The organism is Vibrio sp. 10N.286.48.F5 (assembly GCF_041469785.1).
GTDB lineage: Bacteria > Pseudomonadota > Gammaproteobacteria > Enterobacterales > Vibrionaceae > Vibrio > Vibrio crassostreae_C.
Genome location: NZ_JBFRLG010000048.1, coordinates 1 through 25,970 on the forward strand (window position 1 = coordinate 1; position 25,970 = coordinate 25,970).

Consider the following 25,970-nt stretch of genomic DNA (forward strand, 5'->3'; position numbering starts at 1 on the left):
ATCCAATTAGGAAACAAAGCGACGGGAGTGTTTAAATTCACTGCAAAACACATATTTTGTCAGTTTTATTTAAACTATAACCTATCTTGTAAATGGTATTGATTTCTATCCATCCACCGAGCCTAAGAAGCTTCTTTCTTAAAGACATGATCACCATATTCAATGCATTGTCACAGACGAATGAATTGGGCCATCCCATTTTTAGTAGATGGTGTTTGGTTAAATGCTCCCCTTGATGAGTGAGTAACTCTTTTAGAACTAAAAATTCACTGAGTGTGAGCTGGATGGGTTTTATCGTTGGGTGGTCGGCTAGCGAAATTCTTAGCGACCCTTTATGTAAGATTAAGTGCATAAACAAACAGCCAGTTTAATTATCATACCCGTATTATTTATTTGCTGCGATTACATGCAAGGTCAGGTTGAATATTAATCTGGCTATTATGCCTACTTAATGGGTTTTCCTTTCATATTACACATCAAACGAAACCATTTTATTTGCTGTTTTTGTATTAGTTATTTCAGTTTGTTTAAGTTCAACCTTACAACGTTCGCTTTGTGAGTTGAACGCGACTTGATTGCTAATAGGGTTTGAAGCGCAGTCAGAAGTCGGTACTTTCCCTGTCCAACGCACAGTGACATTTGCGGCCGCCGACTGAAAAGAGATAAGAGTTGCTAATACTGCTGTTGAAATAAAGATTAATGAACGCATATTTAGGCACCTTTTATTAGTGTTGTGTTGATATGCCTAGTTTGGTAGCGATAGGGCAGGTTGTAAAATAAATAGTTATAAATTCAGTTGCATTAAAACTTGAATGGTAATTTGTAGCAGAGGGAATAGTAGGAAACCAAAATAAAGGCTGGCAGTGAAAATTAAAACGGAGTGGGCGATCAAATGAAAGGGGAGGCTAATTTAAAGACGTTAAACTTGAGTGAAATCACTTAAGGACAGCGGGTTAGCCTAATGAGCCGTAGCTAGGAATAGCCACGGCATCAAATTGACCGCATTTGGATTTAACAAGAATCTAAGCTTCGTTAAAACAATATAGGCTAACAATAACTTTGAGCTTGGGTGCGCAATGCATTTTTTAGGTTCGTCGGCAGTTGTGAACGGTGTATACCCTGGATTGCACCCTCTAACGACCAAACTAACTCGATGGTTGGTTTATGGTGGGTATGCTGTTGGATAGCCTCTACAGCACCAATCGTGCCCAGGTTTTTGAGTTTCTCAATGGAGTTTATACCCGCTTTCTCAAGAAGTTGCTCAGTTGAGAATCGCATGTTGGGTAAGTCTTTGAGCCTTTCGGCAGCAGAAATATAACTGCTTCGTGATCTCTTTATTTGCTCTAGTGCGATTTCTGCTTCACATAGAGTCAAAGAATACTTGCTCCAAGGGTTTGCTGGCAACTTGTAATAATCCGCATTCTGACTTACTCCAAGTACGCTCGCATTCACCTTGGGGTAGCCCTTGTTAATAAAGTAGCCTTTTTGTGCCGGTGTTCCTCTGAGGTACAGCTCCCCACTTTTATGTAGAACGAGCAAAACGTGATCTACATAGAAGGCCGTTACGCCAAATATTTGTTTTATAGACACTCGACCTAATTGTTCCAAGCGTCTAAAAGTATGTCTGAAAAGTTGAGCCATTATTTTCACTCGATAATCATAAAAAGTGTGATCTATTGTCCAAATGTAGCCAGCAGTGAATATGGCATAAGCCAAGTTAAAAAACAGACAATGCCATTGGGCATTCCGGTTATTTAAATTCTCGATCTGCCATATCAGTTTTGTAACAGACGGTCAAAATTAAGGGGGGTCACGAAGGCGGGAGAAATTGGTATGTATAGCATCGACACAAATGTATTTTTAATGGCGACGGGTTGTAACTTTCAATCGGATATTGGCGTTCGATTTCGTCAGATTGCTATTAGAAGTTTGCACAAGGTTAATGATGATATTCTTCAAGGAGGTGAGTCCAATCGAGCGCTCGCCCATAAAGTGAAAGGCATTGCGTTATCTTGCGGGGCTACAGAGGTTGCAAGAATTTGTCTTAAATTGGAGCACTACGACGCGGTAATCAATGAAAGTGCCGGAAAAAAGATTTTGATGGATGTGTCTAACGCCATGATTCAACTTTTTGACGCTTAAGTTGGAGGATATGAACGTGTCTTTTAAAAATAAAATCATTTTCACCAACGCAACAATACTGGTTCTATTTGTGGTGTTGCTTACGTACTCCGCTATCGAAATCGTTCAGGTTTCTTCACAAAACCAATTTGAAGAGATAAAGGAGAGCATTACGGGAAATAACAAAAAGCTTCTACTTACCTTTGTGAAAGCTCAAAGTGTAACCCTTGATAAAGAGGTCGAGCTGATCACTGAGGAAGTGCAGCATGTAGCGATTGATTTTGCTCATGATTTTGTTAATGAATCGAAAAACGAGGCACTTCGTAATAAACAACTGGCTTATATCAACACAGAGCGTAAGCCTTTTATCAAAAAGGTGCTTTTTATTGACACTGAACGCAACCAAGAAGTCTCTATCACCGAAAATGGTATTGTAAGCCGCTCTATTTCTGTCGATTTTAGTCGCATGATCCACTACAAGAATTTCTATATAGGGAAAGAAGTTAAAGTGGGGCACGTCACTAAGTTTGCCATTTATATCCGTCCAGAGCACTGGGATAACGCGTTACTCAAATTTGATTTAGATTTAGAGTATTTTTCTCGTTCACTGACTTTTGAAAATATGATCGATGAATTCCAATACCGTTATTTCTTAGTAGACGACAGCGGCAAGCATATCGCGTCGAATCTACAACAGAATGTCGACCAATTGATGTCTGAAAGTGTTTTTGATGAACAAATTCAAAAGAGTGTCGGAAGCCATATCATGTCACATTACTTGGGTAGTTTTGTGGTAAGTGGCGAAAAAGGTGTTTTCAATGTCACTTTTGTTCAGAACCGTCAAACCGGTTGGAGGTTGATTTTAGTCACGCCAGAGCATGTGATTCGTTCCAGTTATGCGACCACCAAAGAGCTGGTTTTATCTGGTGATAACTCGTTGATCAAACGCCTGTTCTTTGCTTATATCCTTTTGCTTTGTCTGTTTTTAGCTATTAACTCAATCGCGGTGAATAAGATGCTGATACCTATTTCTAAATTGATCGCACAAGCTAAATATCTAAAGCAGCGTGATTTTAATAAATCCAGACATACTGTTTATAGTAATGGAGACGAAATTGAACAGCTTTCAAAGGCTTATTCTGAGGCTGGGATCCAGATTCAAAATTTGATTGAAGGGCTTGAATATGAAGTTGAAGAGCGAACGAAGCAGTACGAGATAGCAGCGCAAGAGGCGAGTGAGGCCAATAAACAGAAATCGGTGCTGCTTTCAAATGTGTCCCATGAGGTTCGCACGCCACTGAACGCGATTATTGGTTATACACATATGCTAAGCCATAGCAAAAACTTTGACGAATATCGCCATCAGCTGAACGGTATTTCGAGTGCGAGCAATACTATTTTAGGCATTGTGAATGACCTATTGGATTTTGAAAGAGTAAAAGCAGCAAGCTATTCATTAAACCCTAAATGCCTGTCAGTAATGAGTTTGATGCGCGAAATTGAAAATACGTGTTTTCCGCTTAGCGAGTCTAAACAATTGTCGCTTGATATTATATGCAATGTCGATGCTTCGACAACATTGATGATTGATGAGCTTCGTATTAAGCAAGCAATCAATAATATAGTTTCGAACGCATTGAAGTTTACAAACAAGGGAGGGGTGACAATAGAAGTTTCAACCGACGATAGAGCATTCAATATCTCCGTAAGCGATACTGGAGTCGGTATTCCCCAAGATAAATTGGATGCGGTGTTTAACGGCTTTGAACAGGTTAATCAAGAAGACCAACAGTTTGGTTTTGGCTTGGGCTTGGCGATAACTAAAACCATCGTAGAGTTAATGAAGGGTTCGTTGCGTGTTGAGAGTGTGCTCGGCACCGGTAGTACTTTTGTTATCTCACTCCCAGCTCAAGAAATTATGAATGTTCTTGAGTGTTCTAACGGTGTTGCTGAACAGGTATATAACGTTAGAGAGCGCTTAGACTGCACAAGTAAAAAAGCCTTGATCGTTGATGATGTTGAGTTCAACCGAGAAATTCTAGAGTTCCACTTAAACGAGCTAGGTTGTGAATGCATGACCGCGAATGATGGTTTGGAGGCTTTAGCACTCGCTTCTGAACATGACTTTGATGTTGTACTGACGGATATTTCAATGCCGGTTATGGATGGCATTGAGCTTGCTTCTGAGTTGGGAAAGCGTAAGCCATCGTTACCTATAATTGCCGTTACGGCACGAGCTACCATTCAAGAAGAGGCTCGAATGGACCAATACTTTTCGTGTTATCTAACCAAACCGCTCAACCCGAGCGATCTAAAGCTAAAGCTTCATTGCGCTTTATCAGGTGGTACTTGCTAACTTAGTTAAATACTCCTACCTATAACCTGAGGGTAAGCCATCTTCGGATCTTCATGTATTATTTTCATCTGTTTTTCTGAGAGTTATGGGCATTGTCATCAAGATAATGCCCAAACTGTTATGAAAATAACTATCATCCAATAAGTGTTGAGAGTAGCTGGGCATTTTCAAATTATTCAATCACAGCTTGCCCTTAGCTTTTGTTCGTATTTAATTAAAAATAAGCTAAATCACAATAACGAATAAGAAAATAAAGCTATGTTTGGAAATATTATACGTACGTTTCGTGTTAATAATGGTTTGTCTCAAACTAATTTTGTTGATGCGATTCAAAGAAGTAACTCTAACTTTAACAACCTGGACGTTGTGACACTAAGCCGTTGGGAAAGAGGAGTAACAACTCCCCACTTAAAACGTCAAAACGAGTTACTGGACCTTATTGGAGTCAACATATTTGATGTTTGGGAGGCAAACGACTCACAAACAGTTCTCACAGGGTTAACGAATAAATTTAATAATAACGGTTATATTGATATGAACATGCACGTCCAAACAGAAGTTACGGTGATTAACTCAAATAATTCATTCCTTCTTGGGAAGATTACCAAGTTAATTGATGTCATCTTTGAATATGAGGATAACGTTATGCTCAGTAATTTAGAAGATTTAGATCTGAGTAGAAAGGTAATTATTGAAAAAATAATAAATCAATATTCTGGAGAGTTAACGCTCGTCACGGTTAATGGGCAATTAATCGGACACTTATTAAGTGCTAACTATAATCTTGCAGCAGATTTTTTGGAGCAAGTCTTAGTATCTAAAGAAGATAGAGCACATTTAGTTGTTACTTTTAACTGCACTCATTATTCGTCATTTACAGACACAATGGGCAGAGAGGCGTACAAGTATCTACAAAGCTTAAATCCAGATAAAGAGCTTTATATACTACTGAAAAGCAAAAGGATTTTTGATCTGTTTTTTTCATTGGGCTGCGAGTATCGAAGTGTAAGAAGTAACGATAGATCAATGAAGGTCATGAACTTGGATTCAAAGAAAATGAAATCACAACGCACTTGGATGGATATTATTGCAAACTATAAAGGTGAAGAGAATGAATAACACAGTATTGATTGTTGACGATGTTGAACTATCGAGAGAGGTCATTAAAAATGCGGTCTCTTTATCTAATAAAAAAACATCTGTACAGTTTGCAGAAAATGCGTTCGATGCAATGAGCAAAATGCAAAACGCATCATTTGATTTGGTGATTATGGACATCATGATGCCCAATGGCGATGGATTTGAACTCTTGAGTATGATGTCGAAACAAAATGTTGAGTCTAAAATAATCATTATTTCAGGTTTGGATAAATCCATTGTTAGCTCGGTGAGTATGCTTGGAAAGCTCTATGAGTTAAATGTTGTCGCTTCACTAGAAAAGCCTATTTGGGCTAACCAAATAAGTGAGTTGGTTGATAAAGCACTTGAAGTTGAAACCATAACCAAAAGCGAGCTTGGCTTTGGTAACCGTGCAACAATCATCGATGACGATTTTCCCATCAATCTGGTTTATCAGCCGCAAGTTGTTTCGGATATAAATGTTATTTCGGGGTTTGAAGTGTTGTCACGATGGTCTGATGAAAACGGGACCTTACTTCCACCGAGCTATTTTTTGCCAGTAATTGAAGAGCTAGGAAAGCAAAAGGTTTTTACCAATATCGTGATAAATAAATTCATTCAGGATTATCATCTCCACTTCAGTGAACTTGATAAATCGTTGAGGTTCTCAATTAATATCGATCCTAATTTACTGACTGATGAATCTGTTGTCGATAATCTACTCGAGATCTATAAGCAAGGTATTGAGCATACTATCGTTGTAGAGCTGACTGAAAAGGGGCTTTCAGGCAATATTGAAAAAGAATTGTTGGCAAATATTTTACGGCTAAGGTTGAATGGTTTTGAGATCTCTATAGATGACTTTGGGATGGAAGCATCGAATATTGAACGTATTGTCAAACTGCCTATTAGTGAGATAAAAATAGATAAAACCATTACATGGGGACTTTGCCATAACATTGATTACATGCAAAAAATCGATGAAGTTAAGAAGCTCGTTTCGGTAAAAAACGCACGTATTATCTATGAGGGTGTTGAAAATAAAGACACCTGTGCATTTCTGGAAACTCTAGGCGGCTTTAACCAACAAGGTTTTCTTCATGGGGTTCCATCACTACCTGAAATTGCAGTTGAGATGCTCGCAGAGCAAAAGGAGCTAGATTACGTCGCTTCTGAATATACTTCTAATCATTAACAACGTATTAGGGTAACGAGCCAAAGCCAACTCAATGGGCTTTGGCTCTTTTTATTACTTACCACACACCGAACAATTAGGCATCTTTATTAAATTCATTTCACGCCAGCTGTGAGACATGGCATCGAGAATCAAAAGTTTGCCTTGCTTTGGTTGTCCAAACTTGGCAATAACCTTGATAGCTTCCAAAGCCTGAGCCGCGCCTACCATGCCAACAACAGGTGCCATCACACCGGCTTCAACACAGCTTAGAGCAGCGTTGCCAAATAGAGCGCTTAAACACTGGTAACAGGGTGCGTCAGCATCTTGATAAGTGAAGACACTAATCTGACCTTCCATGCGAATCGCAGCGCCCGATACAAGTGGCGTTTTTGAGGCGTAACACAAACGGTTAAGTTGATTGCGCGTTTCAACGTTGTCGCTGGCATCAAGTACTAACGAATGCGCTTCAATGAGCTTTGCTAGTGCCTCGTCATCAAGTCTGTGGTCGACCGTTTCAACTCTAAGGTGTGGGTTTAACACCTGTAATGATTCAGCGGCTGAAACGACTTTCTTCTTACCAATATCAGCATCGGTGTGAAGCACTTGTCGTTGCAAGTTTGAAAGCTCGACAACATCGTCGTCGATCAGCATTAGCTTACCAATACCCGCAGTCGCAAGGTATTGAGCAGAGGCACAGCCTAAACCACCCGCACCTAACACCAAAATCGAGCTCTGTTTCAGCGCTTCTTGACCCTCAAAATCAAACTGCTTGAGAATGATCTGGCGGTTATAGCGAAGCATCTCTGCGTCAGACAGTATTTCCATCAGCAAGCCTCGTTAGTAAAGCGTGGAGTTAAACAGTTGAATCTGAACCGTTTCACCGACTTCAACACGGCCACGTTCGCGCTCTAGTACCACAAAGCAGTTTGCTAAGCTCATTGAGCGGAAAGCGCCAGAGCTTTGGTTACCTGTTGTTTCTACTACAAACTTACCGTTTTCAATCGAGTAAATACCACGTTGATAATCAGTACGGCCTGGGCCTTTTTTGAATGCAGATTTAGTGATAGCAGGAATCGACTCTGGTGCTGTCCATGCTGTGTGACCAGCTAATTTAGCCAGCATAGGCTGAACTAACACATACATAGTCATCATTGCTGACACTGGGTTACCCGGTAGGCCACAGAACCAAGCGTTGTCTAGCTCACCAAATGCGAATGGTTTACCTGGTTTGATTGCTAGTTTCCAAAAGCCGATTTCGCCAAGCTCTTCAAGAATGTCTTTGGTGTAATCAGCTTCGCCGACACTTACGCCACCAGAAGTGACAACTACGTCTGCCAGTTCTTGCGCTTTTACAAAGGTTTCTTTAAGCGTTGCAGGGCAATCAGGAATAATACCTAGGTCAATTGCTTCGCAACCAAACGCTTCAATCAGTGGTTTGATACCGTAGCGGTTGCTGTCGTAGATCTGACCATCTTCAAGAGGCTGACCTAATGGCTTGAGCTCATCGCCAGTAGAGAAGAAAGCGACTTTAGGTTTGTGTGCCACAGTTACATGACTCACACCGAGCGAAGCAATCATTGGAATGTCACGAGGTGTTAAACGTTCGCCACGGCTAAGAACGATATCGCCTTGCTTGATGTCGTCACCGGTAGGGCGAATGTTATTGTTCAGCTTGATGTCGTCTTGCTGAATCTCAATGCCAGCGTCAGTTTCAGCAGTGTTTTCTTGCATGATTACGACGTCACAACCTTCCGGGATCTTTGCGCCAGTCATAATGCGAATACAGGTGTTTGCTGGCCATTCACCTTCAAAAGGTTGACCTGCAAAGGACTTGCCCGCTAAAGGCAGCACTTTACTGTTCTCTAGGTCTGCTAAGCGCAGTGCATAGCCGTCCATTGCTGAGTTATCAAAAGGAGGGACGAAAATAGGGGATAGAATATCTTCAGCAAGTACGTAACCCAATGCTTCTGCTAATGGCAGTGATAAGGTCGTTTGAATAGGTTGAATTGGTGATAGCAGCTTATCTAGTGCTTCTTCAATTGGCATCAAGCCCGGAGCGTCGCAACAGCCCATAATTGAAATCCTTTGATCGTTATTATTTTGATTTGGCGGTTGGCAATAGGGATTCAATAGTTATCAAATCATGATGGTTCGCCAACGAAATTCTAGCCACTCTAGCACAGTTTAAGCCCCGTAAATAATGACCTCCCTTAAAATATGGGTGTATTTATTCAAAATTCCGAGTATCCTTGTTTGCCATCCAGAAGGGGTAATAAAAGAGGAAGTTCAATGTCAGGTCTTAGCGAATCAGCGAAGTTGGTTAAAGATGCGCTAGCAAGCCGTGGTTTAGAGACACCAATGAGTCCAAACCAGGTTAGCCGAGAAGAGAAAAAGGAACGAATCGAACACCATATGCGTGAGATTCTCACTCTCCTTGAACTTGATCTTACGGACGATAGTCTGGAAGAAACACCGCAACGTATTGCTAAAATGTACGTGGATGAAATTTTCTCTGGTTTGGATTACGCCAATTTCCCTAAAATTACGGTAATCGAAAACAAGATGGGCGTTCGTGAAATGGTACGAGTAAAAGACATTACCGTGACCAGTACTTGTGAGCACCACTTAGTGACGATTGATGGTAAGACTGCGGTCGCTTATATCCCTCGTGGGAAAATCATCGGCCTTTCAAAGATTAACCGTATTGTTCGATTCTTTGCTCAGCGCCCACAAGTTCAAGAACGTATGACGCAGCAGATCCTTGTTGCACTGCAAACGCTACTCGAAACTGATGACGTTGCTGTCACCATGGATGCGGTTCATTACTGCGTAAAATCACGCGGTGTAATGGACGCGACTAGCGAAACGACAACAACAGCTCTGGGCGGTATCTTCAGATCAAACCCAGCAACGCGCCACGAATTCTTACACGGCCTGCGTTAATACGTTTCGTTATTGGATGCACGTGATTTAGCCTTTGTAAATTGAAGTTCGTTGAAAATATTCTAAGCCTCGCTTTATGCGGGGCTTTTTTACGCCTGCAATGAAGTCAACTGTAATGGCTGAGAATGCTGTTATTCCCTAAAGTGAAGAATGAGCGACTTATTCACTTTCGCCATTCCCTAAAGTGAGGAATGAACGTAATAGGGAATCTGTTGCGGCCAAGCAGAAAAAGCACGCTCTATATCTTAACGTTTGTTGAAAGCATATAGAGCGTAACTAGAATCAGTCGCTGGTGGAGTGCTTAAGAAAGGTTAAACAAACGCTTTAAGTGGTGAACAATACCGGATGGCTTGTTCTCGGCTTGATAGATGCTCAAACCATCGTAAAAACTCGCCATGAACTCTATGCGAATCTCATCATCATTGCTTCTCGATATACGAGACAGTAGCGTAGCGGCTACAGCTGCGTGATCATTGGCTAGGCTGTAATCCATTCCTAGTCGTCCTTGAATGAACAACCACAAATGCGTGACTAGTTTTAACTGTTGAGCGTTAGAGTTTTGAAACTTGTCGCTGTGCTCAGTTCCCACTGTATTATCGAATACATTTTGCATCGCCTCATTCGCTTCTTTATTGCTTTCAAAGCGATAGCTTGCATCGATATGTTCCTTGGTTAGCAAGCCAAGCAACGTCTGACGTGCAGAGTTCTCCGGCTTGTTCTCGCAAGCGTGTTTAAACAAAGCGTGGTTTTCATCAATAAATGACGACAGCTCTTTCTCGTAGCCTGTCGAGAGCGCTTTGACTGAACCTAAACCTGCTTCTTTTAAACACTGGTGAAGCTTGGTTCTAGCTTGTTGTTTGGCTTTGATTTCTTGCTGCGCGTCGGCTTGCTGCTTGGCTTCTTCTTGCAGGCTAGCTTCTGTTTGCGAATTATTCGGGGTTGGACGCTCAGTCATTACTCTGTAGCTCTTCCCACGTTACTTCTGCCGATTGAGTATCGCTGTTAATGAAAGCAGAGTTACCCGTCAGCATGACTGAAAGATCCATCGTACGTTGTGTCATCGCTGCTAGCTGCTCAATACCATCGTTGTCTAGACGAACGATCTGAGCTTTTAGGTAGCCGAATTTACCTTTGTTCTGCTCCCACCAAACGTTTGATTTAGTGTTGAAGCTGAATACGCGTACTGATTTAGATAGGCGAGTTGCCTTCTTAACACGCTCTGGATCAGGTTCGCCTACATCAACCCATTCTAGGATTTGATCGTCTAACGACTTCTGCCATAAATCGGGTTCTTCAATGCTAGACAACCCTTTAGTGAACTCAAGTTCAGGAGACGCATTGATACAGAAAGCCATGATTCGAGCCATCATTCGCTGTTCTGTTTCAGAAGGGTGTTGTGCAACCGTTAGATTGAAAGAGTCGTAATAGTCGCGATTCATATCGGTTAAAGAGATACGAAACTTGTAGATTGTGGGTTTAAGAGCCATTGAGAGGGTGTCTTAGGTAGAAATAGTGAAGGGGAATATTACCTTAAATCTCTGAATAGCGGGTAAAAAAATAGCCAGCAGAGGCTGGCTATTTTTAGAAAGCTTTAAAATACTAAATTAAAGTACTTTGATGCTGTCAGCTTGTGGGCCTTTTTGACCTTGAGATACTACGAACTCAACTTTTTGGCCTTCAGCAAGAGTTTTGAAACCGTCGCCAGTGATAGCAGAGAAGTGTGCGAATACGTCTGGGCCGTTTTCTTGTTGAATGAAGCCGAAGCCTTTAGTTTCGTTGAACCATTTTACTGTACCAGTAACTGTGTTAGACATGATGATATCCTAAAATTAAATTTTTATTTTGAGCCAATTGTGGCACTGATAGCGTGGAAAAGTTTATTGCTATTGCGTACAACACAACGGGGTTACTAGTAATCCAACGAAATGTTTATATACAAAGAACTTTCTTTCTAGCCGGGAACGAGTCTAAATCAAATCAGGGGATAGTCAATCGAATACATAGGGAAAGGTTGCAGAAACTTGGGGGTAGTCAAACTTTGCATTCCTTAAATATCATGGAGTTACAGTTGTATGGTGATTTGTTGTAGTTTTTGTGAAAAAGGTGGTCGAAATTGATGACGAATTTGGAGTCAATGCACTGTTTTAGCGCATTCATTTTTGCAAATTTAAAGCCGCTAACTGGGCGTTGAGCCCACTTTTAACGGCTTATATTTATAAATGTCGTTGTAAGGTAAGTGCCTTTACTTGAACGAGGTCTCGGCTACTTTTTCAAGCGGTACAGGTTGCCATTATCAGTGCTGAAGAAGATGTCTCCGTTTGGTGAAGTTTCGATGTCTCTTACCCTTTCGCCCAAGTCCTCTAAAATGCGTTCTTCCTCGATTGCCTCACCTTGTTCATTGACTGTCACAATATTGATGTGAGTAAGTTTTAGTGCGCCAGCCAGCAGTTTGCCTTTCAGCTCTGGGTATTTGTCTCCTTGGTAAACAATCAAACTGCCCGGAGCGATTGAAGGAACATAGACTTTTTTTGGCGCTTCAATACCATCTTTGGTTTCCGATTCGCCAACGCTGATAGGGCCCCAATACTCTTTTCCGTGTGAGGTGACAGGCCACCCATAGTTGGCACCCGCTTTTATTAGGTTAATTTCATCACCACCGCGAGGGCCGTGTTCAATCGACCAAAGCTTTTGAGTCGGGAAATCGTAATACAGACCTTGTGGATTACGATGGCCAAAGCTCCAAATTTCATTGAGCACTTTGTTGTTATCCGTGAATGGGTTATCGCTTGGTGTGCTTCCATCGGCATTCAGTCGTAATATTGATCCGGCGTGAGTCATGGTGTCTTGGCCGTTGTCTCGATCACCACGGTCGCCGATTGAAAAATACAGGTGGCTATCATCAAAGGTGATACGGCTACCAAAGTGACGTCCGGTGTCCGTTCTAGATTTAGATACAAACACATCTGTCCAATTGATGACTTCATTATTGCTGTAATTAGCAGAAGCCAGTGTTGTTACGCCTTCATCATCGATGTCTTTACTGTAAGTGACGTAGAACTTTCCGTTTTCAAAAGGGGAAAGTGCGATATCTAATAATCCACCTTGGCCTTTCGCCCATACATTGGGCAGCCTGAAGAGTGTGTGTTGATCGCCAGTTTTTAAATCGACATGTTTAATGACGCCTGATTTTTCTGTGACTAGCATGGACTTATCGTTGACATAAGCCAGTCCCCAAGGGATCACGAGTCCGTCGGTGATCTTCTCTGCCTGCCAAGCAAAGGCTGACGTTACAGGACCTGAGGCAAGCAGCGCCAAAGCACATGAAAAAATACGGTGATGAGTGTTCATTGAAGTCCCTTGATTATGAGCATCTAGTGTTAGTCTAGCGCTTGTGGCCGATAGGCGGAAAGCCGAGGTTGCTGAAAAGTGACTATTCACATATTTAGTTGAACGCCTATTGTATGATTATACAAGCTCACGTATGTTTACTCTGCCTTTCTCTATTTGATCCTGTCGGAGCATTATGAACAACTCACCAGCAGCATTTTCGCTATTTTCTCAGTTTTTATGTTGTGAGTTAGATACGCACGATTTTTCTTCGAACGGACCTATTAAACGATGAGTCGTGGATTTGATTTTAAATCGATCTTACTTGCGTGTTTGGTCATCAGTATCGGCCAGCTCAGTATGGGACTGGTGTTTCCTTCTTTACCTTGGATCGCCAAAGACTTTGATGTCTCGCTAGAGCAAGCTCAGCTTTTGGTGAGTGTGTATTTATTGGGCTTTGGTTCTTCCCAGTTTATTTATGGCCCTATTTCCGATGCTTTGGGACGCAAGAAGGTACTGCTAAGCGGTTTGTTGATTGCCATGCTTGGGTTATTGATGATCATCTTCTTCAGCCATTCGTTTACTAGCATGGTGATGGGGCGATTCCTGCAAGGCTTAGGAACCGGTTGTTGCGCGGTACTTGCTCGTGCTTCTACGCGAGACAGATTCAGTGGGGCAGACTTGCCTTTGGCTATGTCTTATATTGCGATGGTTGCGTCTATAACACCTTTGATCGCGCCCGTTATCGGTGGATTCATTAACTTCCATTTTGGCTGGAGCATGGTGTTTATCTCGCTACTTGGCTATGTCTCATTAGCTTGGGTGGTGTTAGCGTTCAAATTTAAGGAAACCGTCACTCAGGTTTCGGCGATCCCTTCGCCTAAGAGAATGGTTTCTCAATATAAAGAGCTACTCACTTCTCGTTATTTTATGAGCTTTGCGAGTATCGGTTGGCTTAACTTTAGCTTGATGATCACTACTGTGTCAGTGATGCCGTTTATCATGCAAAATCAGATTGGCATGACGTCAGATGAATACGCGATGTGGGCGGTGATTCCTGCATTAGGCATGCTTGGCGGAACAAGCTTATGTAACCGTATTCGCCCTATGCTGGGCAACAAGAAAACTCTGTTATGCACTCCTGTATTGCACGTTGCTGCGGCCTTGTGGCTGTTCTTCTGTCCACTCGAACCTTTGTATCTCATGCTTGGCCAGTTCTTGATGATCCTTGGTAATGGTATTGCGTTACCTTGTGCTCAGGCGTTAGTGATGTTGCCTTATAAGAAGAACGCTGGCGCGGCGGCTGCGATGTCTGGTGGCGGGCAGATGGTGGTGTCTTCAATGGTGAGCATGGGACTGGTTCAGTTAGGACTAGGAGAAGCGTGGCATCTATCGCTTGTCATCATGTTGTTCACACTGATTACCCTGTTTAATATTTTACGTGGTTTCAGTAGTCAAGAAGCGAGAGAGTCCCAGCTTAGCTAGTTATTTAATTATTTAGCTAGCTAGTGAGTGAAAAACGAAAAGGCCATTGAAGTTTAGGATTTCAATGGCCTTTATTATGCTTAGAGCTTAGAGCTTAGAGCTTAGAGCTTAGAGCTTAGACTGAAATGCCCGAACTATTCACAGACGACTGCAACCTTCTCACTTGCTGCAGTATTGGCTGGCACTGGATGATCGATCAGTCGGATAGGGGACTCATACAGTGCTGACAAAGCCTCTTCATCGAGTAACTTATCCGCGCTGCCTTCGAACGCAATCTGACCTTTTTTCAGGGCGACAATATGCGTCGCGTAACGAAGCGCTAGGTTCAAATCGTGTAAAATAACGATCACCCCAACATCTTCTTTTTTGTTGAGTTCAGACAGTAAGCCCATTAGCTGAAATTGATGATGAACATCCAGTGCAGAAGTCGGTTCATCAAGGATCAATACCGGTGACTGTTGAGCTAGTAACATAGAGACCCACGCTCGTTGACGTTCACCACCAGATAAGTCATCCGCTAATGCTTGTGAGAATTCAGTAACACCGGTTCTTTCCATTGCTTGCTGGATGATCGACTTATCTTCTGAATTCCAACGGCCTAGTGCGCCTCTCCATGGGAAACGCCCTAAACGAACCAGCTCTTCGACAGTTAAGCCAGCAGAAGCGGGGAGTTTTTGCGGTAAATAAGCAATCTGCTTGGCTAAGTCTTTGCTTTTGAATGAAGAGAGGGAAGCGCCGTCTAGTTCCACGCTGCCATGATCTGGTGACATCTGCCCTGAGAGTAAATTAACGAGTGTAGATTTACCCGAACCATTATGGCCAAGAACGACGGTCAGTTCGTTGGTCGGAATCGAGAGGTCTTCGATTGAGAGAATCGTTCGTTCATCACGAACAATTTTGATGTTTGAAAGCTGAAACATGTCAGTCCTGTGCCTAGACCAATAAAGCGCTTCAGTGAAATTAAACGAGCTTTATTGGCTTTTAAAAATAGAGGGTGTTATTGAGCTGTTTTTTTGTTGTCGGGATGTCTTGGGCAATCGTCGCAATACTTTCTAGAGTCGCACTTATAAACTAAGCAGCAGCTGATTCTGATCAGTTTTAGCATCCCCGAATCAGCGTCTATTTTAAGGCTGTTTAAATGATTTTCAGGTAACTGGCATGCTTCTAACCAAAGCTTAGCTTGTTCAGTGATATAATCGTTGGTTAGGCTCGGTTCGTGCTGCTGTAGTTTTATCAAGCTGCCTAATAATAGATCAGCAAGTAGATGATTGGTAAACCCCGGACGAATACGTGTCCACTCACTAATCTGGCTACGATAAAACTCTGTGAGTGCAAGAATAGCTTCGCCTGCTTGTGGAATCAGTTCTTCTGGTGAACCGTGTTGATGATCACCATTAAAGAAACGGTAGCCTGTGACAAATTCTTTGTACCTAAACTGGCCGATGTTCTTAATATCAGGCAGTGAATGAAGGCCGTAGATAGATATAAAGGTCACGTAGATTGGTTGCCAGCAAACCAGATCCCACGTTCGGGTTAACCAATAGGCTTTGCCTGCTTCAGGGTGGCTCTGCGCAAGGCCATCGTAAACTCGTTTGATTTCTTTATGGCTATCATCATTCGTTATTGCAATGCTCTTGCTATGCAGAACACCAAAGCTTCCACTTAAATAAGGTGTCACTTGTTTTGAGTGAGCGAAGATTTTCTGATGTAGAGACGGGGCTCTCCGACGAGTGATAATATTGTGCAGCTGGGAAAGCATCATAAACCATTAAATGAGAATCAGTAGCGTTATCATAACGGACATAATCGAGGATAACCATACAAAATGGAGCATCTACTCGGTGCCTCTATCTTTTAGTCATTTTATAGAACACACATGAGCGCTTCTTTTTTTGAGTGATAAAAGCCGTTTTAAATGATAAAAGTATTGGTGAATCGAATATGTCGCTGTCAACTATAGAGAATATGAAAGCTTAAATATGAACACACCTGCATTTGGTCGTATCAGTCGCGTTTTAACCTATATCCATTCGAACCTTAGCTCCTCGCTATCGTTAGAAGATATTGCGACACAAAGCTGTTGGTCTCGTTGGCAGCTTCAGAGAGTGTTTCAAGCCGAAACAGGGCTTACTGTGGCTAACTATGTGAGAGAGCTAAAGTTAAGCCAAGCTGCAGAACACCTGCTTGATGGAAAAGATCGCGTGATAGATATTGCTCTTGGGCTCGGGTTCAATTCAGAAATAAGCTTTAGCCGCTCGTTTAAGCAGATGTTTGGGTCTAGCCCAAGTCAGTATAGAAAAGCAGGCAAAAGAGTCGGGCTAAGAAAGCCGATACAAGTATCTGAAACAGCGAGTACTTCTGAAAAAGGGGCGTTAAGCTTTGTGGAAGTGCGCATTGATGAAAGAGAGTCTTTCCTAGTGAAAGGCATGACATCAGAAATCAGTGGTCTGTTTTCACTCACGCAAGACTTCGCTCAGAAAGTCCCTCAGCTATGGTCACGTTTAGAAGGTGAAGTTGAGATCCCTGACGACAACGTGCTCCAGTTCATTGGCGTGGTTGACCTGACTCAGTCTTGCTTTGACGGGACTAATATTCACTATTGGGCAGGGGTAGAACTTCAGGAAGGAATTTCAATCCCGCAATTACCGAGTATTATCTCTGAAAGATTAGAGGTACTGACGGTTCCTAAGCAAACTTATGCTGTAGTGAAGCACTGTGGTCCAATTGAGAATTTACGACACACCTTGAGTTGGTTTGTGCTGAATTGGATGCCAAGTTCAGGTTATCGTGGCGTCGATGGATATGAGCTTGAAGTGTACCCGTTTGCCTATCAAGCACATGCCTCTGACGCTGAAATGGAGTACTGGGTTCCTATTATTAAATCGTAGTCATATTCTCGCTCACTCTCTTCTAGCAAAGCCTTCCTATCAATAGGGTCAATTGTCTTTTTAATCGTCAATTGACCGTTTTCGACTAAAAATAGGTCAAGTTCTTTTTGAATTTGCACCAAATTGTTAATTATCCCACCTCTAGATACATACAATGCAAATGAGATTTATTATTATTTATATTAAGCATTGGTACCGAGGGAATTATGACCACTCACACTCGTTTTAAGTATTCATCATTGGCAGTAGCGTTGCTGACTGCGTTTTCAGCGCAAGCATTGGCGGAAGAAACCGTTACTGCGGCAGATTCGAATATAGAAACTGTCACTATTATGGGTAAAGCCTATCGTAATACAGCCACAAAATCGGCACTTGAGCCGGAAGAAACACCTCAAGGTATTACAGTCATTGATGAAGAACAGTTAGAGCAACGAGGTGTAAAGTCTCTTAACCAAGCGCTTAGATACGCGCCGGGTGTTGTGACTGAGCAAAAGGGCGCATCAGTAACCATGTACGATACGTTCTCGATTCGTGGGTTTAGTAACAATCAGAGTTACTACGATGGCTTGATTCTGCCGTTCCTGACTGGATGGAACCTGCAACCTCAGATCGACCCTATTGCGATTCAGCAAGTTGAAGTGTTTAAAGGCCCTACGTCTGTGTTGTATGGATCGATGCCGCCGGGTGGTATGGTCAACATGATCGCGAAGGCACCGCAAGAAGACGGGTCGACAAAAGTGGGTGTATCTACAGGCTCAAGAAACTTGATGGAAGCGTCAATTGATACTTCAGGTCAGTTAGGTGACAGTGACTTTTCATATCGTTTAGTTGCACTCGCTCGTAAACAAGACAGCCAAGTTGATAACGCTGAAGAAGAGCGTTATGTGATTGCTCCATCGCTAGATTGGCAGGTATCTGATCGAACACTTATTAACTTCAATCTTTACTATCAGAATGATCCGTCAATGGGTACTAACTCTGCAATGCCGCTCGAAGTATTGAAGGCAAGTGATCCATCTGTGTCGATGGGCGACAAGAACTGGAGTACTTTTGAACGTGAAGTCTTGATGTTAGGTTACAAAATTAACCACCAAATCAATGACAACTGGACTTTCCTTCAGAACGCTCGTTATTCCGATGCGTCGCTATATCAAGAAAACACCTACCATCGCGGTACGAATTTTAACGCCGCAACTGGTAGCTTAATTCGAAATGTGTATAGCACGGATGAAGACTCTCAAAGCTTTGTTATCGACAACCAAGTATCAGGTCGCGTCGAGGTTGCTGGGCTAGAGCATAACTTATTGTTTGGTCTCGATTACCTAAAACTGACGGGCGACTCTTTGTATCAAGAGTTCACCGCGAACGCTGGTTTCTACGGATTTAACGCATACAACCCAAATAATGACTTGCTTGATAAGAGTCAGCTACAAGAGAATTATCGTGAATCACATGACATCACGACCGAGCAACTGGGCTTGTATTTCCAAGATCAAGTTCGCTACGACGCGCTGGTTTTACTTGCTGGTGGACGTTACGACATGTTCAAAGCGAGTGACGAAAAAACGAGCATTTATCCAACAAGCGATGGCACAGAAAAAGCGGATCACAATCAGTTCTCTTACCGCGTAGGTGCTTTGTATGAGTTAGATAATGGCATCTCTCCATTTGTAAGTTACGCGACGAGTTTTGAACCAGCTGCTGGTACCGATATTAACGGTAACTCTTTAAAACCTCAGCTGGGTGAGCAAGTCGAACTAGGTGTGAAATACCTGTCTGCTGATATGGCACAGCAACTTACAGCATCATACTTTTACATTACTAAGAAAGATTCAATTGCTGCCGATCCATCGGATCCAACGTATCGCTCTAAGATTCAGTTAGGCGAAGTGCGTTCTCAAGGTGTCGAAGTCGAAGGCAGATGGTTTGTAACGGAAGATTGGGATGTGAACGCGAGCTATACATACGTCGATATGGAAGTAACGGAAGATGCAAACCCTGACCTTGAAGGAACGACACCAATCTATGTACCGACACATGCCGCTAATCTATGGAGCAATTACTATGTCTATGGTGGTGCTTTATCGGGAACTCGCTTCAGTGCAGGTGCTCGTTACATGGGTGAAATGGAGATGGATGCAACGAATACTCAAGGAAAAGTACCATCATATACGGTTGTCGATTTATCCGTAGGTTATGACCTAGGGGAAGCAAGTGAAACTCTGTCAGGTGCAACGGCTAACTTGCTGGTTAACAACCTGTTTAATGAAGAGTACTACACCTGCTACGACCAATCGAACTGTTGGTTCGGTGCAGAGCAGTCAGTAGAACTCAGCGTGAACTACGAGTTCTAATTCATTTGAATACATAAATCTAAGCAGCCTGTGTAGGCTGCTTTTGTCGTTAAATAAACAATTAAAAAGTGACAGTGATTATATGAAAGCCAACTATTTTACTTCTCGTTTTCCTAAAGTGAGTTCGTTCATTGTCTCATTGAGCTTGTTGTTATCAGCTCAAGCGATGGCCAACTTTCAAGTTGAAGACAGTGAGGGTGTTAAAACCCTTGAAGCTCAGCCTGTTAGAGTGGCTGCGCTGAACTGGGACATAGCCGAACAAGTGATTGAACTCGGTGTTACACCAGTAGCGGTACCTGATATTGCAGGTTATACCGATTGGGTTGTTCAGCCTGCGATTCCAGAAGGCGTGGCGGATATTGGCACTCGAACTGAACCTAACTTTTCGGCGCTTAAAAAGCTAAACCCTGATGTGATTCTTATCGCTTCTCCTCAGAAAGATCTTCAGGAACGACTTTCTGAAATTGCGCCCGTGCTTTACTACCAAACGTACAGCGAACAACACAGCAATGCAGCGGCTGCTATTGAGAATTTCAAGAAGATCGGCCAGTTGCTTGGTAAAGAAGAACAAGCGAACCAAAAGCTGGCCGCAATGGATGAGCGTATCGCTGTTCTAAAAGCTGAGTTAGATAAAGCGTATCCGGGCGACAAACCGAAAGTCACTTCTTTCCGTTTTGCGAGTACTACATCGGTGTTCATTTATGGCGATAACTCGATTCCACAATACGCACTTGAGCAGCTTGGCTTTGACAATGCGATGGATCTTCCTGCAAGTCAGTGGGGCATCAGTCAAAAACGCATGACCGAGCTTAAGAACGTGAAGAACGGCATTGCGCTTTACTTTGAACCTTTCCCATATCAAGACAAGCTAAACCGTTCTCCGGTTTGGAAGAGCATGCCCTTTGTTCGCAATGGTCAATTTAGCCCAGTAGCGGCAAGTTGGAGCTACGGCGGTGCTATGTCGATCTTGTATAACGCAGAAGCCATGGCGCAATCGTTGTTGACGCTAGCGGAGCAGTAATGAAATCCAGTGGTTTTATGATGGGGGCTGCGCTGCTTTGTGCTGCCCTTGTTCATTTATGGTTAGGGCAGTCGGAATTTGGTCCTATTGGTGAGTTGCTTCAGCAAGTCTCACAGATCAGTGACATCGCGACATTCAACTCAATGGTTGATGATTCATTTGAGTTGATGGCGTTAGCCTATGTCAACTTACCTCGCTTGGTGATGGCGATCTTGGTTGGCGCAACACTTGGCACCATCGGCAGCTTGTTTCAACAACTGACACAGAATCGCATGATGTCCCCGTTAACCTTAGGTACATCGTCAGGTGCATGGCTTGGTCTGGTTATTCTGAATGTGGTGGCGCCGATGTTGGTCGCTCAGTATTCAGTTTGGTTTGCTTTGGTCGGTGCGCTGCTTGCGATGGGGCTGATTGTTTCGATTGTCGGAATCAAAAACATGAGCGGCTTGCCAATTGTATTGGCGGGTATGGCGGTCAACTTGTTATTAGGGGCATTTGCAACGGCGATTATTCTGCTCAACGATCAGTACGCACAAAATCTGTTTGTATGGGGAGCGGGCGACCTAGGGCAAAATGGCTGGGAACAAGTGCTTTGGTTGATGCCTAAGCTGTTGCCGATTTTTGCCATATTCTTCTTAGCTCCGCGAGTTCTGACTTTGCTTTCCATCGGCACTGAAGGGGCTGCGGCGCGCGGGCTCAATATTGGCACGACCTTCTTTGTGCTAATGGCAATCGGCGTTTGGTTGGTTTCAGTGTCGATTACCGAAGTGGGCGTGATCAGCTTTATCGGCTTGATTGCTCCGAACATCGCTAGGCATCTAGGTTTTCTAAAGGCTAAATCTGAACTCATCGCGAGTTGTGTATTAGGTGCGCTATTACTTTGTGTCACCGACAGCTTGGCGATCTTCTTGGCGCAATGGTCTTTGGACATGATTCCAACAGGGACGGCAACCGCAGTGATTGGTGCTCCTGCGTTGATCATTATTGCGAGAAAGCAAATGTCTGCTCAAGATCAGTTGTTTTTCTCAATGCCTAAAGGTCCGAAGTCTATTTCATCTTTGGCTTACTTCTTGTTGGGCTTGATGATCTTCGGGTTGTTCGCGTTGAGCGCATTGTCACAGCCTTCTTCTGATATGGGCTACTTTGTTATCCCAGATGCATTTGAATGGTCTATTCGTTGGCCGAGAATGTTAACCGCGATATTCGCTGGTGGTGGCTTAGCGGTGGCTGGGGTGATTTTACAAAGGTTGGTCTACAATCCGCTCGCAAGCCCAGACATTCTTGGTGTGTCGGCGGGTGCGGTTCTAGCTTTGATTTTCAGCAGCTTGTTTATGGGATATTCGATTCACTCATTGAGCCCTTGGATTGCTTTCTTAGGCAGTGCGATTGCACTCTGTCTATTATTGTTCCTTGGCAAGAAGCATCAGTTTGCGCCATCGATTTTGATCCTTACCGGTATTTCGCTGACCGCAGTCTTGGAAGCTTTGGTGCAATTCTCTTTAACGCGAGTGGGTGAGGGGAAATACACATTATTGGCTTGGTTAGCCGGCTCTACTTACCGTGTGGAGCCTGAATCAGCCACTATAATGGCAGTAGTGATAACGGCTTGTATTGGTGTTGCTCTGTTACTGAGCCGTTGGGTGACCTTAATTGCGACTGGACGACAGTTCGCGAGTGCCAGAGGGTTGAATATCAATATCGCATACGTGGCACTGTTGTGTATTGTTGCGATCTTATGCTCGGTCGTGACAACAACCATGGGGCCTGTCGCGTTTGTCGGCTTGTTAGCTCCGCATATCGCTGCAATGGTGGGGGCTCGTTTGGTTCGAGAGCAGATCATCTTGTCGTTTTTAATTGGTGCAGCATTGATGCTATTCGCCGATTGGCTAGGGCAAGTGGTGGTGTTCCCAGCGCAGCTTGCAGCAGGGACGTTAGTTTCAATTATTGGTGGTAGCTACTTCATCTTCTTGCTACTGAAATCTCGAAGAACATAGGTTTTGCTCATGACCGAAAGCCATTGCTAATCAAAGCTACTGGCAATCAAAGCCATTGGCGATAAAAGCTACGGATGAAAAGCAGTGAATGGAGCGATCCATCACTGCTTTTTTGTTGATGTCGTTTGTGTAAAGGGAAAGACGTTAAGCAACACAGGTCTCGCTTCTTAATGTGCAAGTTTGGCATATGTTAATAAAATGTATAACCTAAAGGTCTGACCACTGATAAGGTAGCCACCATGCCAAACCTCGATCGTATTACTTGTTCTATCGATGAAAACCAAATTGCGACGGTTGTGTTGAATCGACCCGATAAGCTCAATGCTATTGATATGGCAATGTTTCAAGGCGTGAATAACATGGTGACTCAGCTGAAAAAGAACACCGAGATTCGTGCCGTAATAGTAAAAGGTGAGGGTTCTGATTTTTGTTCAGGGCTTGATGTTAAGTCCCTATTAACCAGTAAATCTGGGGCGATGAAGCTCTTGTTTAAATGGCTACCGACATTGCCTAACGCTGCACAACGCTTTTCATTGGGTTGGCGAGATATTCCATGCCCTGTCATTTTTGCGATTCATGGTCGTTGTTGGGGAGGCGGCCTGCAATTGGTCAGTGGGGGTGATTTTAGAATTGCTAGCCCGGATGCGAACTTCTCTATATTGGAAGCAAAGTGGGGTCTGATTCCAGACATGGGAGGCGCTATCGCTTTTAGAGAGCTGATGCGTAAAGATCACACCCTTGAAATGGCGATGACGGCCAAAGTGATCGACTGTGAAACCGCTAAAGAATATGGGTTGGTGACCAAGATTGCCGAAGATCCTTACGCTGAAGCCTATGCGTTGGCACTTGAGTGTGCGAATCGGTCGCCAGATGTCGTCGCTGCTAACAAGAAGCTCTACAACAAGATTTGGTGGTCAAGCCCCGGAATGGTTGTGTTCTACGAAACTTGGTATCAGATCAAAGTAGGGTTAGGTAAGAACCGAGCGATAGCAGCACAGCGTGAAATTCATCCTGACAAGCCACGCTCTTACTTAGCAAGAAAGTTCAAATAATGTTTGTACAGGAATAATCGATATTCCCTTTGTTTATTGAGCTTTGCGGTAACCTTAGAGCAATTTAATGTCTAAGGCTAAATGAGCGCTCTGATGAACAAAACTTTTACTTACTCTCTAGCTGCCACTGCAATTTTTACGAGCTTAAATGCATTCGCAAGTGGCCTGTTTTTGCAAGAAGCTGTCGTTGCCAACGCTGGTACTACTGGCGCTGGTGATGGTGTTTACACTCGATCTGCAGCGGCGATGTGGACAAACCCTGCCACTATGTCTCACATGGGCGAAAGCAAAACGACCATCAACACCATGGCATTCGATCTTGAAATGAAGTATCAAGATAACGGTGGTAATCCAGATGGAAAAGGGCACTCAGTTCTTCCCTCATTTGGTGCCTTTCATGCTCATCAAGTCACAGACAAATTGCACCTTGGTATCGCGCTGGGTGCAGTCGGCGGTTCAAGCCTCGATTATGGCAGTGATTGGGCGGGTGCTGCACTTCTAGAAGATATCACGCTCACAGCAATGCAAGTGAATCCATCACTGAGTTATAAGCTGAATGACCAATGGTCAGTAGGCGCGGGTGTGCAATTCAGTTGGGCTGCATTCCAACAAACAACGTCAATGCTTACTGCGAAGCAAGATACTGACTGGGCATACGGCTATAACCTTGGCGTAATGTACACACCGACAGATAAACTTAAGCTGGGCGCAAGTTACCGTTCTAAGCTAGAGCATGAGTTTAACAATGATGTAAATGGCGTTATTAACCAAGGCGTATTGAATTCATTATCAACTGATATTGCTTTACCTGAAATCATCGATGTCAGTGCGAGCTATGCTTTGAACTCTCAACTTGACCTGCTTGCTAGTATTCAGTTCCACCGTTGGAGTGAATGGGATACAACCGTTCTTGATTTTGGAATAGCAGGAAGTCCAATTAATGGTGTTCCGATTGAGCGTGACTGGGATGACGTTTGGAAATTTGCTGTAGGTGCGGATTATCAATTGAATTCAGACTGGCGTTTGAAAGCTGGCTTCTCTTACGAAACTTCTCCGCAAGACGATCCGTCAATGCAATGGGTTGACCTTCCTGTGGGTGAACAGTACCGCTACTCAGTTGGCGCATCTACCTACTGGGACGACATCTTAATTGATGTGTTCTATGAATACGCTGATTTGGGTTCAGTTGAGATGGATCGATATGGTCGATTTGGTCAAGTTAATCTGTTGAATGGTTCGTTCGATGGCCGTATCCACTTTGTTGGTGTTAGCGCGACCTTCTAATGACATTACGTAATCTACTAATCATTACTTTAGTGTCTTTATTTTCGACGGGTGCTTTTGCTGAAGAGAAGCACCCTGATGATCCGACTAAAATCGTGACAAAAGCTGGCGTTGCTTATAACGAAGATTTGCAGTTCTCAGGCTCTATTGGTTTAGATGAAGCGCGAATGATCAATGCTCGTGTCAATGCGGACGGTGAAGAGTGGCGATTAGGCGGTTCATGGCTGTTGCCTATGGGTATCGTGAATTTCAACTTTAGCCGTTCTGAATATGACAACGATGCTTATAAGAACAACTACAGTATTGGCACATTTATACCACTGAGCTATTTCGATATTGAGCCGTTCGGTTGGCAAATCTTCCCTATGGCTGGTTACAGCTATAATGACGGCGAAGTAGCTGTTTTCGATGACGATAATGTTGGTTCTGACTATGTGTTGATGCCGAGTTCAACACACGGTGGCTACATTGGTGCGTTTGGCTTAAAAACGATTACGAATGAATGGTCTATCATGGGCTTCGGTGGTGGTTCGATGGGGTCTGATGATTATTCAGGGTATTGGGCTGGCGTCGGCGCGAGCTACAAGTTGAGTGATGCTCAATCATTCAACTTCTTCACTATTTTTGCTGAGGACGATTTCGGTGAAAATAACAGTGTTGGCGCGTCTTACACCTATGAGTTCAAATAACTGTTAGCAGGCAGAAATTCGCAGGTGGACACCTCTCGTAAGAACCATTGACTTAGTCCAGATTAAATTGAACAAAGTCGCTTATTAAAACTTAGCGACTTTCTTTTGTTACCATTTCTCCAATCTTTTTTATCTCTTTTTGATGCTTTCTATATCTTTC

The 25,970-nt window shown here is 43.2% G+C and carries 24 protein-coding genes; 13 read left to right on the plus strand and 11 right to left on the minus strand.

The window, feature by feature from the left end; all coding sequences use genetic code 11:
• Positions 1-37: 37 nt before the first annotated feature.
• The 3 genes from AB4185_RS20510 to AB4185_RS20520 all read right to left on the minus strand — a co-directional run bounded on the left by AB4185_RS20510 (position 38) and on the right by AB4185_RS20520 (position 1,641).
• Complete coding sequence (locus tag AB4185_RS20510) at positions 38-352, minus strand: helix-turn-helix domain-containing protein (protein ID WP_017061716.1); 315 nt, start codon at positions 350-352, stop codon at positions 38-40.
• A gap of 117 nt (positions 353-469) precedes the next feature.
• Positions 470-709, minus strand: a complete 240-nt coding sequence (locus AB4185_RS20515) for a hypothetical protein (protein WP_017061717.1) — start codon at positions 707-709, stop codon at positions 470-472.
• A 338-nt stretch (positions 710-1,047) separates the two neighbouring features.
• Positions 1,048-1,641: a TfoX/Sxy family DNA transformation protein gene (locus AB4185_RS20520; protein ID WP_372135866.1), complete on the minus strand. Its 594-nt coding sequence runs from the start codon at positions 1,639-1,641 to the stop codon at positions 1,048-1,050.
• 192 nt (positions 1,642-1,833) lie between these two features.
• Here AB4185_RS20520 and AB4185_RS20525 point away from each other — a divergent pair, with 192 nt between their 5' ends.
• The 4 genes from AB4185_RS20525 (at position 1,834) to AB4185_RS20540 (ending at position 6,791) form a co-directional block, all read left to right on the plus strand.
• Positions 1,834-2,142 carry an Hpt domain-containing protein gene (locus AB4185_RS20525; protein ID WP_017061719.1) on the plus strand — a complete coding sequence of 103 codons (309 nt, stop codon included), beginning with the start codon at positions 1,834-1,836 and terminating at the stop codon, positions 2,140-2,142.
• 10 nt (positions 2,143-2,152) lie between these two features.
• Positions 2,153-4,477: an ATP-binding protein gene (locus tag AB4185_RS20530; protein WP_372135867.1), complete on the plus strand. Its 2,325-nt coding sequence runs from the start codon at positions 2,153-2,155 to the stop codon at positions 4,475-4,477.
• A 258-nt stretch (positions 4,478-4,735) separates the two neighbouring features.
• Positions 4,736-5,596 (plus strand): helix-turn-helix transcriptional regulator, encoded by an 861-nt coding sequence (locus AB4185_RS20535; protein ID WP_102333684.1) that lies wholly within the window; start codon positions 4,736-4,738, stop codon positions 5,594-5,596.
• Positions 5,589-6,791: an EAL domain-containing protein gene (locus AB4185_RS20540; protein ID WP_372135868.1), complete on the plus strand. Its 1,203-nt coding sequence runs from the start codon at positions 5,589-5,591 to the stop codon at positions 6,789-6,791. Before AB4185_RS20535 ends, AB4185_RS20540 begins: the two co-directional genes overlap by 8 nt.
• A 54-nt stretch (positions 6,792-6,845) precedes the next feature.
• Here AB4185_RS20540 and moeB read toward each other — a convergent pair whose 3' ends face one another.
• Both moeB and moeA read right to left on the minus strand, forming a co-directional pair.
• Positions 6,846-7,598 (minus strand): molybdopterin-synthase adenylyltransferase MoeB, encoded by a 753-nt coding sequence (moeB, locus tag AB4185_RS20545; protein WP_065583719.1) that lies wholly within the window; start codon positions 7,596-7,598, stop codon positions 6,846-6,848.
• Positions 7,599-7,610: 12 nt separating this feature from the next.
• Complete coding sequence (moeA, locus tag AB4185_RS20550) at positions 7,611-8,846, minus strand: molybdopterin molybdotransferase MoeA (RefSeq protein WP_102393097.1); 1,236 nt, start codon at positions 8,844-8,846, stop codon at positions 7,611-7,613.
• Between the two features lie 216 nt (positions 8,847-9,062).
• Here moeA and folE point away from each other — a divergent pair, with 216 nt between their 5' ends.
• A complete protein-coding gene (folE, locus tag AB4185_RS20555; protein ID WP_017061725.1) occupies positions 9,063-9,716 on the plus strand; it encodes a GTP cyclohydrolase I FolE in 654 nt (217 codons plus the stop codon).
• Positions 9,717-10,017: 301 nt separating this feature from the next.
• Here folE and AB4185_RS20560 read toward each other — a convergent pair whose 3' ends face one another.
• The 4 genes from AB4185_RS20560 to AB4185_RS20575 all read right to left on the minus strand — a co-directional run bounded on the left by AB4185_RS20560 (position 10,018) and on the right by AB4185_RS20575 (position 13,064).
• Positions 10,018-10,671 carry a hypothetical protein gene (locus tag AB4185_RS20560; protein ID WP_372100301.1) on the minus strand — a complete coding sequence of 218 codons (654 nt, stop codon included), beginning with the start codon at positions 10,669-10,671 and terminating at the stop codon, positions 10,018-10,020.
• Positions 10,664-11,203: a YaeQ family protein gene (locus AB4185_RS20565; RefSeq protein WP_017061727.1), complete on the minus strand. Its 540-nt coding sequence runs from the start codon at positions 11,201-11,203 to the stop codon at positions 10,664-10,666. The genes AB4185_RS20560 and AB4185_RS20565 overlap by 8 nt, the downstream gene beginning before the upstream one ends.
• Positions 11,204-11,320: 117 nt before the next feature.
• Positions 11,321-11,530 carry a cold-shock protein gene (locus AB4185_RS20570; protein WP_010430417.1) on the minus strand — a complete coding sequence of 70 codons (210 nt, stop codon included), beginning with the start codon at positions 11,528-11,530 and terminating at the stop codon, positions 11,321-11,323.
• A 448-nt stretch (positions 11,531-11,978) separates the two neighbouring features.
• Entirely contained in the window at positions 11,979-13,064 is a 1,086-nt protein-coding gene (locus AB4185_RS20575) for a PQQ-dependent sugar dehydrogenase (protein ID WP_102333680.1), read from the minus strand.
• Positions 13,065-13,334: 270 nt separating this feature from the next.
• On the opposite strand from AB4185_RS20575, the gene AB4185_RS20580 reads away from it, so the two are divergent.
• Entirely contained in the window at positions 13,335-14,528 is a 1,194-nt protein-coding gene (locus AB4185_RS20580) for a multidrug effflux MFS transporter (RefSeq protein WP_372135869.1), read from the plus strand.
• A gap of 134 nt (positions 14,529-14,662) precedes the next feature.
• On the opposite strand, the gene AB4185_RS20585 is transcribed toward AB4185_RS20580, so the two are convergent.
• Both AB4185_RS20585 and AB4185_RS20590 read right to left on the minus strand, forming a co-directional pair.
• A complete protein-coding gene (locus AB4185_RS20585; protein ID WP_102333678.1) occupies positions 14,663-15,448 on the minus strand; it encodes an ABC transporter ATP-binding protein in 786 nt (261 codons plus the stop codon).
• Between the two features lie 77 nt (positions 15,449-15,525).
• Positions 15,526-16,287: a siderophore ferric iron reductase gene (locus tag AB4185_RS20590; RefSeq protein ID WP_102333677.1), complete on the minus strand. Its 762-nt coding sequence runs from the start codon at positions 16,285-16,287 to the stop codon at positions 15,526-15,528.
• 220 nt (positions 16,288-16,507) lie between these two features.
• Between AB4185_RS20590 and AB4185_RS20595 the strand changes: the two genes are divergently transcribed.
• The 7 genes from AB4185_RS20595 to AB4185_RS20625 all read left to right on the plus strand — a co-directional run bounded on the left by AB4185_RS20595 (position 16,508) and on the right by AB4185_RS20625 (position 25,810).
• Positions 16,508-17,416, plus strand: a complete 909-nt coding sequence (locus AB4185_RS20595; RefSeq protein WP_017086415.1) for an AraC family transcriptional regulator — start codon at positions 16,508-16,510, stop codon at positions 17,414-17,416.
• Positions 17,417-17,622: 206 nt separating this feature from the next.
• Positions 17,623-19,770, plus strand: coding sequence for a TonB-dependent siderophore receptor (locus tag AB4185_RS20600; protein ID WP_102333676.1), 2,148 nt, complete (start codon positions 17,623-17,625; stop codon positions 19,768-19,770).
• An 82-nt stretch (positions 19,771-19,852) separates the two neighbouring features.
• Positions 19,853-20,791, plus strand: a complete 939-nt coding sequence (locus tag AB4185_RS20605) for an iron-siderophore ABC transporter substrate-binding protein (protein ID WP_102333675.1) — start codon at positions 19,853-19,855, stop codon at positions 20,789-20,791.
• Positions 20,791-22,785 (plus strand): Fe(3+)-hydroxamate ABC transporter permease FhuB, encoded by a 1,995-nt coding sequence (gene fhuB, locus AB4185_RS20610; protein ID WP_102333674.1) that lies wholly within the window; start codon positions 20,791-20,793, stop codon positions 22,783-22,785. Before AB4185_RS20605 ends, fhuB begins: the two co-directional genes overlap by 1 nt.
• 239 nt (positions 22,786-23,024) lie before the next feature.
• Entirely contained in the window at positions 23,025-23,837 is an 813-nt protein-coding gene (locus tag AB4185_RS20615; protein ID WP_102333673.1) for a crotonase/enoyl-CoA hydratase family protein, read from the plus strand.
• A gap of 93 nt (positions 23,838-23,930) precedes the next feature.
• Positions 23,931-25,121: an OmpP1/FadL family transporter gene (locus tag AB4185_RS20620; RefSeq protein ID WP_102333672.1), complete on the plus strand. Its 1,191-nt coding sequence runs from the start codon at positions 23,931-23,933 to the stop codon at positions 25,119-25,121.
• A complete protein-coding gene (locus tag AB4185_RS20625) occupies positions 25,121-25,810 on the plus strand; it encodes a hypothetical protein (RefSeq protein WP_372135870.1) in 690 nt (229 codons plus the stop codon). Before AB4185_RS20620 ends, AB4185_RS20625 begins: the two co-directional genes overlap by 1 nt.
• Positions 25,811-25,970 lie beyond the last annotated feature (160 nt).

What these genes read in the sequence shown, in the direction of transcription:
- AB4185_RS20510 (WP_017061716.1), bottom strand. Translation starts at nt 352, where the DNA reads ATGCACTTAATCTTACATAAAGGGTCGCTAAGAATTTCGCTAGCCGAC.
- AB4185_RS20515 (WP_017061717.1), bottom strand. Translation starts at nt 709, where the DNA reads ATGCGTTCATTAATCTTTATTTCAACAGCAGTATTAGCAACTCTTATC.
- AB4185_RS20520 (WP_372135866.1), bottom strand. Translation starts at nt 1,641, where the DNA reads ATGGCTCAACTTTTCAGACATACTTTTAGACGCTTGGAACAATTAGGT.
- AB4185_RS20525 (WP_017061719.1), top strand. Translation starts at nt 1,834, where the DNA reads ATGTATAGCATCGACACAAATGTATTTTTAATGGCGACGGGTTGTAAC.
- AB4185_RS20530 (WP_372135867.1), top strand. Translation starts at nt 2,153, where the DNA reads ATGAACGTGTCTTTTAAAAATAAAATCATTTTCACCAACGCAACAATA.
- AB4185_RS20535 (WP_102333684.1), top strand. Translation starts at nt 4,736, where the DNA reads ATGTTTGGAAATATTATACGTACGTTTCGTGTTAATAATGGTTTGTCT.
- AB4185_RS20540 (WP_372135868.1), top strand. Translation starts at nt 5,589, where the DNA reads ATGAATAACACAGTATTGATTGTTGACGATGTTGAACTATCGAGAGAG.
- moeB (WP_065583719.1), bottom strand. Translation starts at nt 7,598, where the DNA reads ATGGAAATACTGTCTGACGCAGAGATGCTTCGCTATAACCGCCAGATC.
- moeA (WP_102393097.1), bottom strand. Translation starts at nt 8,846, where the DNA reads ATGGGCTGTTGCGACGCTCCGGGCTTGATGCCAATTGAAGAAGCACTA.
- folE (WP_017061725.1), top strand. Translation starts at nt 9,063, where the DNA reads ATGTCAGGTCTTAGCGAATCAGCGAAGTTGGTTAAAGATGCGCTAGCA.
- AB4185_RS20560 (WP_372100301.1), bottom strand. Translation starts at nt 10,671, where the DNA reads ATGACTGAGCGTCCAACCCCGAATAATTCGCAAACAGAAGCTAGCCTG.
- AB4185_RS20565 (WP_017061727.1), bottom strand. Translation starts at nt 11,203, where the DNA reads ATGGCTCTTAAACCCACAATCTACAAGTTTCGTATCTCTTTAACCGAT.
- AB4185_RS20570 (WP_010430417.1), bottom strand. Translation starts at nt 11,530, where the DNA reads ATGTCTAACACAGTTACTGGTACAGTAAAATGGTTCAACGAAACTAAA.
- AB4185_RS20575 (WP_102333680.1), bottom strand. Translation starts at nt 13,064, where the DNA reads ATGAACACTCATCACCGTATTTTTTCATGTGCTTTGGCGCTGCTTGCC.
- AB4185_RS20580 (WP_372135869.1), top strand. Translation starts at nt 13,335, where the DNA reads ATGAGTCGTGGATTTGATTTTAAATCGATCTTACTTGCGTGTTTGGTC.
- AB4185_RS20585 (WP_102333678.1), bottom strand. Translation starts at nt 15,448, where the DNA reads ATGTTTCAGCTTTCAAACATCAAAATTGTTCGTGATGAACGAACGATT.
- AB4185_RS20590 (WP_102333677.1), bottom strand. Translation starts at nt 16,287, where the DNA reads ATGCTTTCCCAGCTGCACAATATTATCACTCGTCGGAGAGCCCCGTCT.
- AB4185_RS20595 (WP_017086415.1), top strand. Translation starts at nt 16,508, where the DNA reads ATGAACACACCTGCATTTGGTCGTATCAGTCGCGTTTTAACCTATATC.
- AB4185_RS20600 (WP_102333676.1), top strand. Translation starts at nt 17,623, where the DNA reads ATGACCACTCACACTCGTTTTAAGTATTCATCATTGGCAGTAGCGTTG.
- AB4185_RS20605 (WP_102333675.1), top strand. Translation starts at nt 19,853, where the DNA reads ATGAAAGCCAACTATTTTACTTCTCGTTTTCCTAAAGTGAGTTCGTTC.
- fhuB (WP_102333674.1), top strand. Translation starts at nt 20,791, where the DNA reads ATGAAATCCAGTGGTTTTATGATGGGGGCTGCGCTGCTTTGTGCTGCC.
- AB4185_RS20615 (WP_102333673.1), top strand. Translation starts at nt 23,025, where the DNA reads ATGCCAAACCTCGATCGTATTACTTGTTCTATCGATGAAAACCAAATT.
- AB4185_RS20620 (WP_102333672.1), top strand. Translation starts at nt 23,931, where the DNA reads ATGAACAAAACTTTTACTTACTCTCTAGCTGCCACTGCAATTTTTACG.
- AB4185_RS20625 (WP_372135870.1), top strand. Translation starts at nt 25,121, where the DNA reads ATGACATTACGTAATCTACTAATCATTACTTTAGTGTCTTTATTTTCG.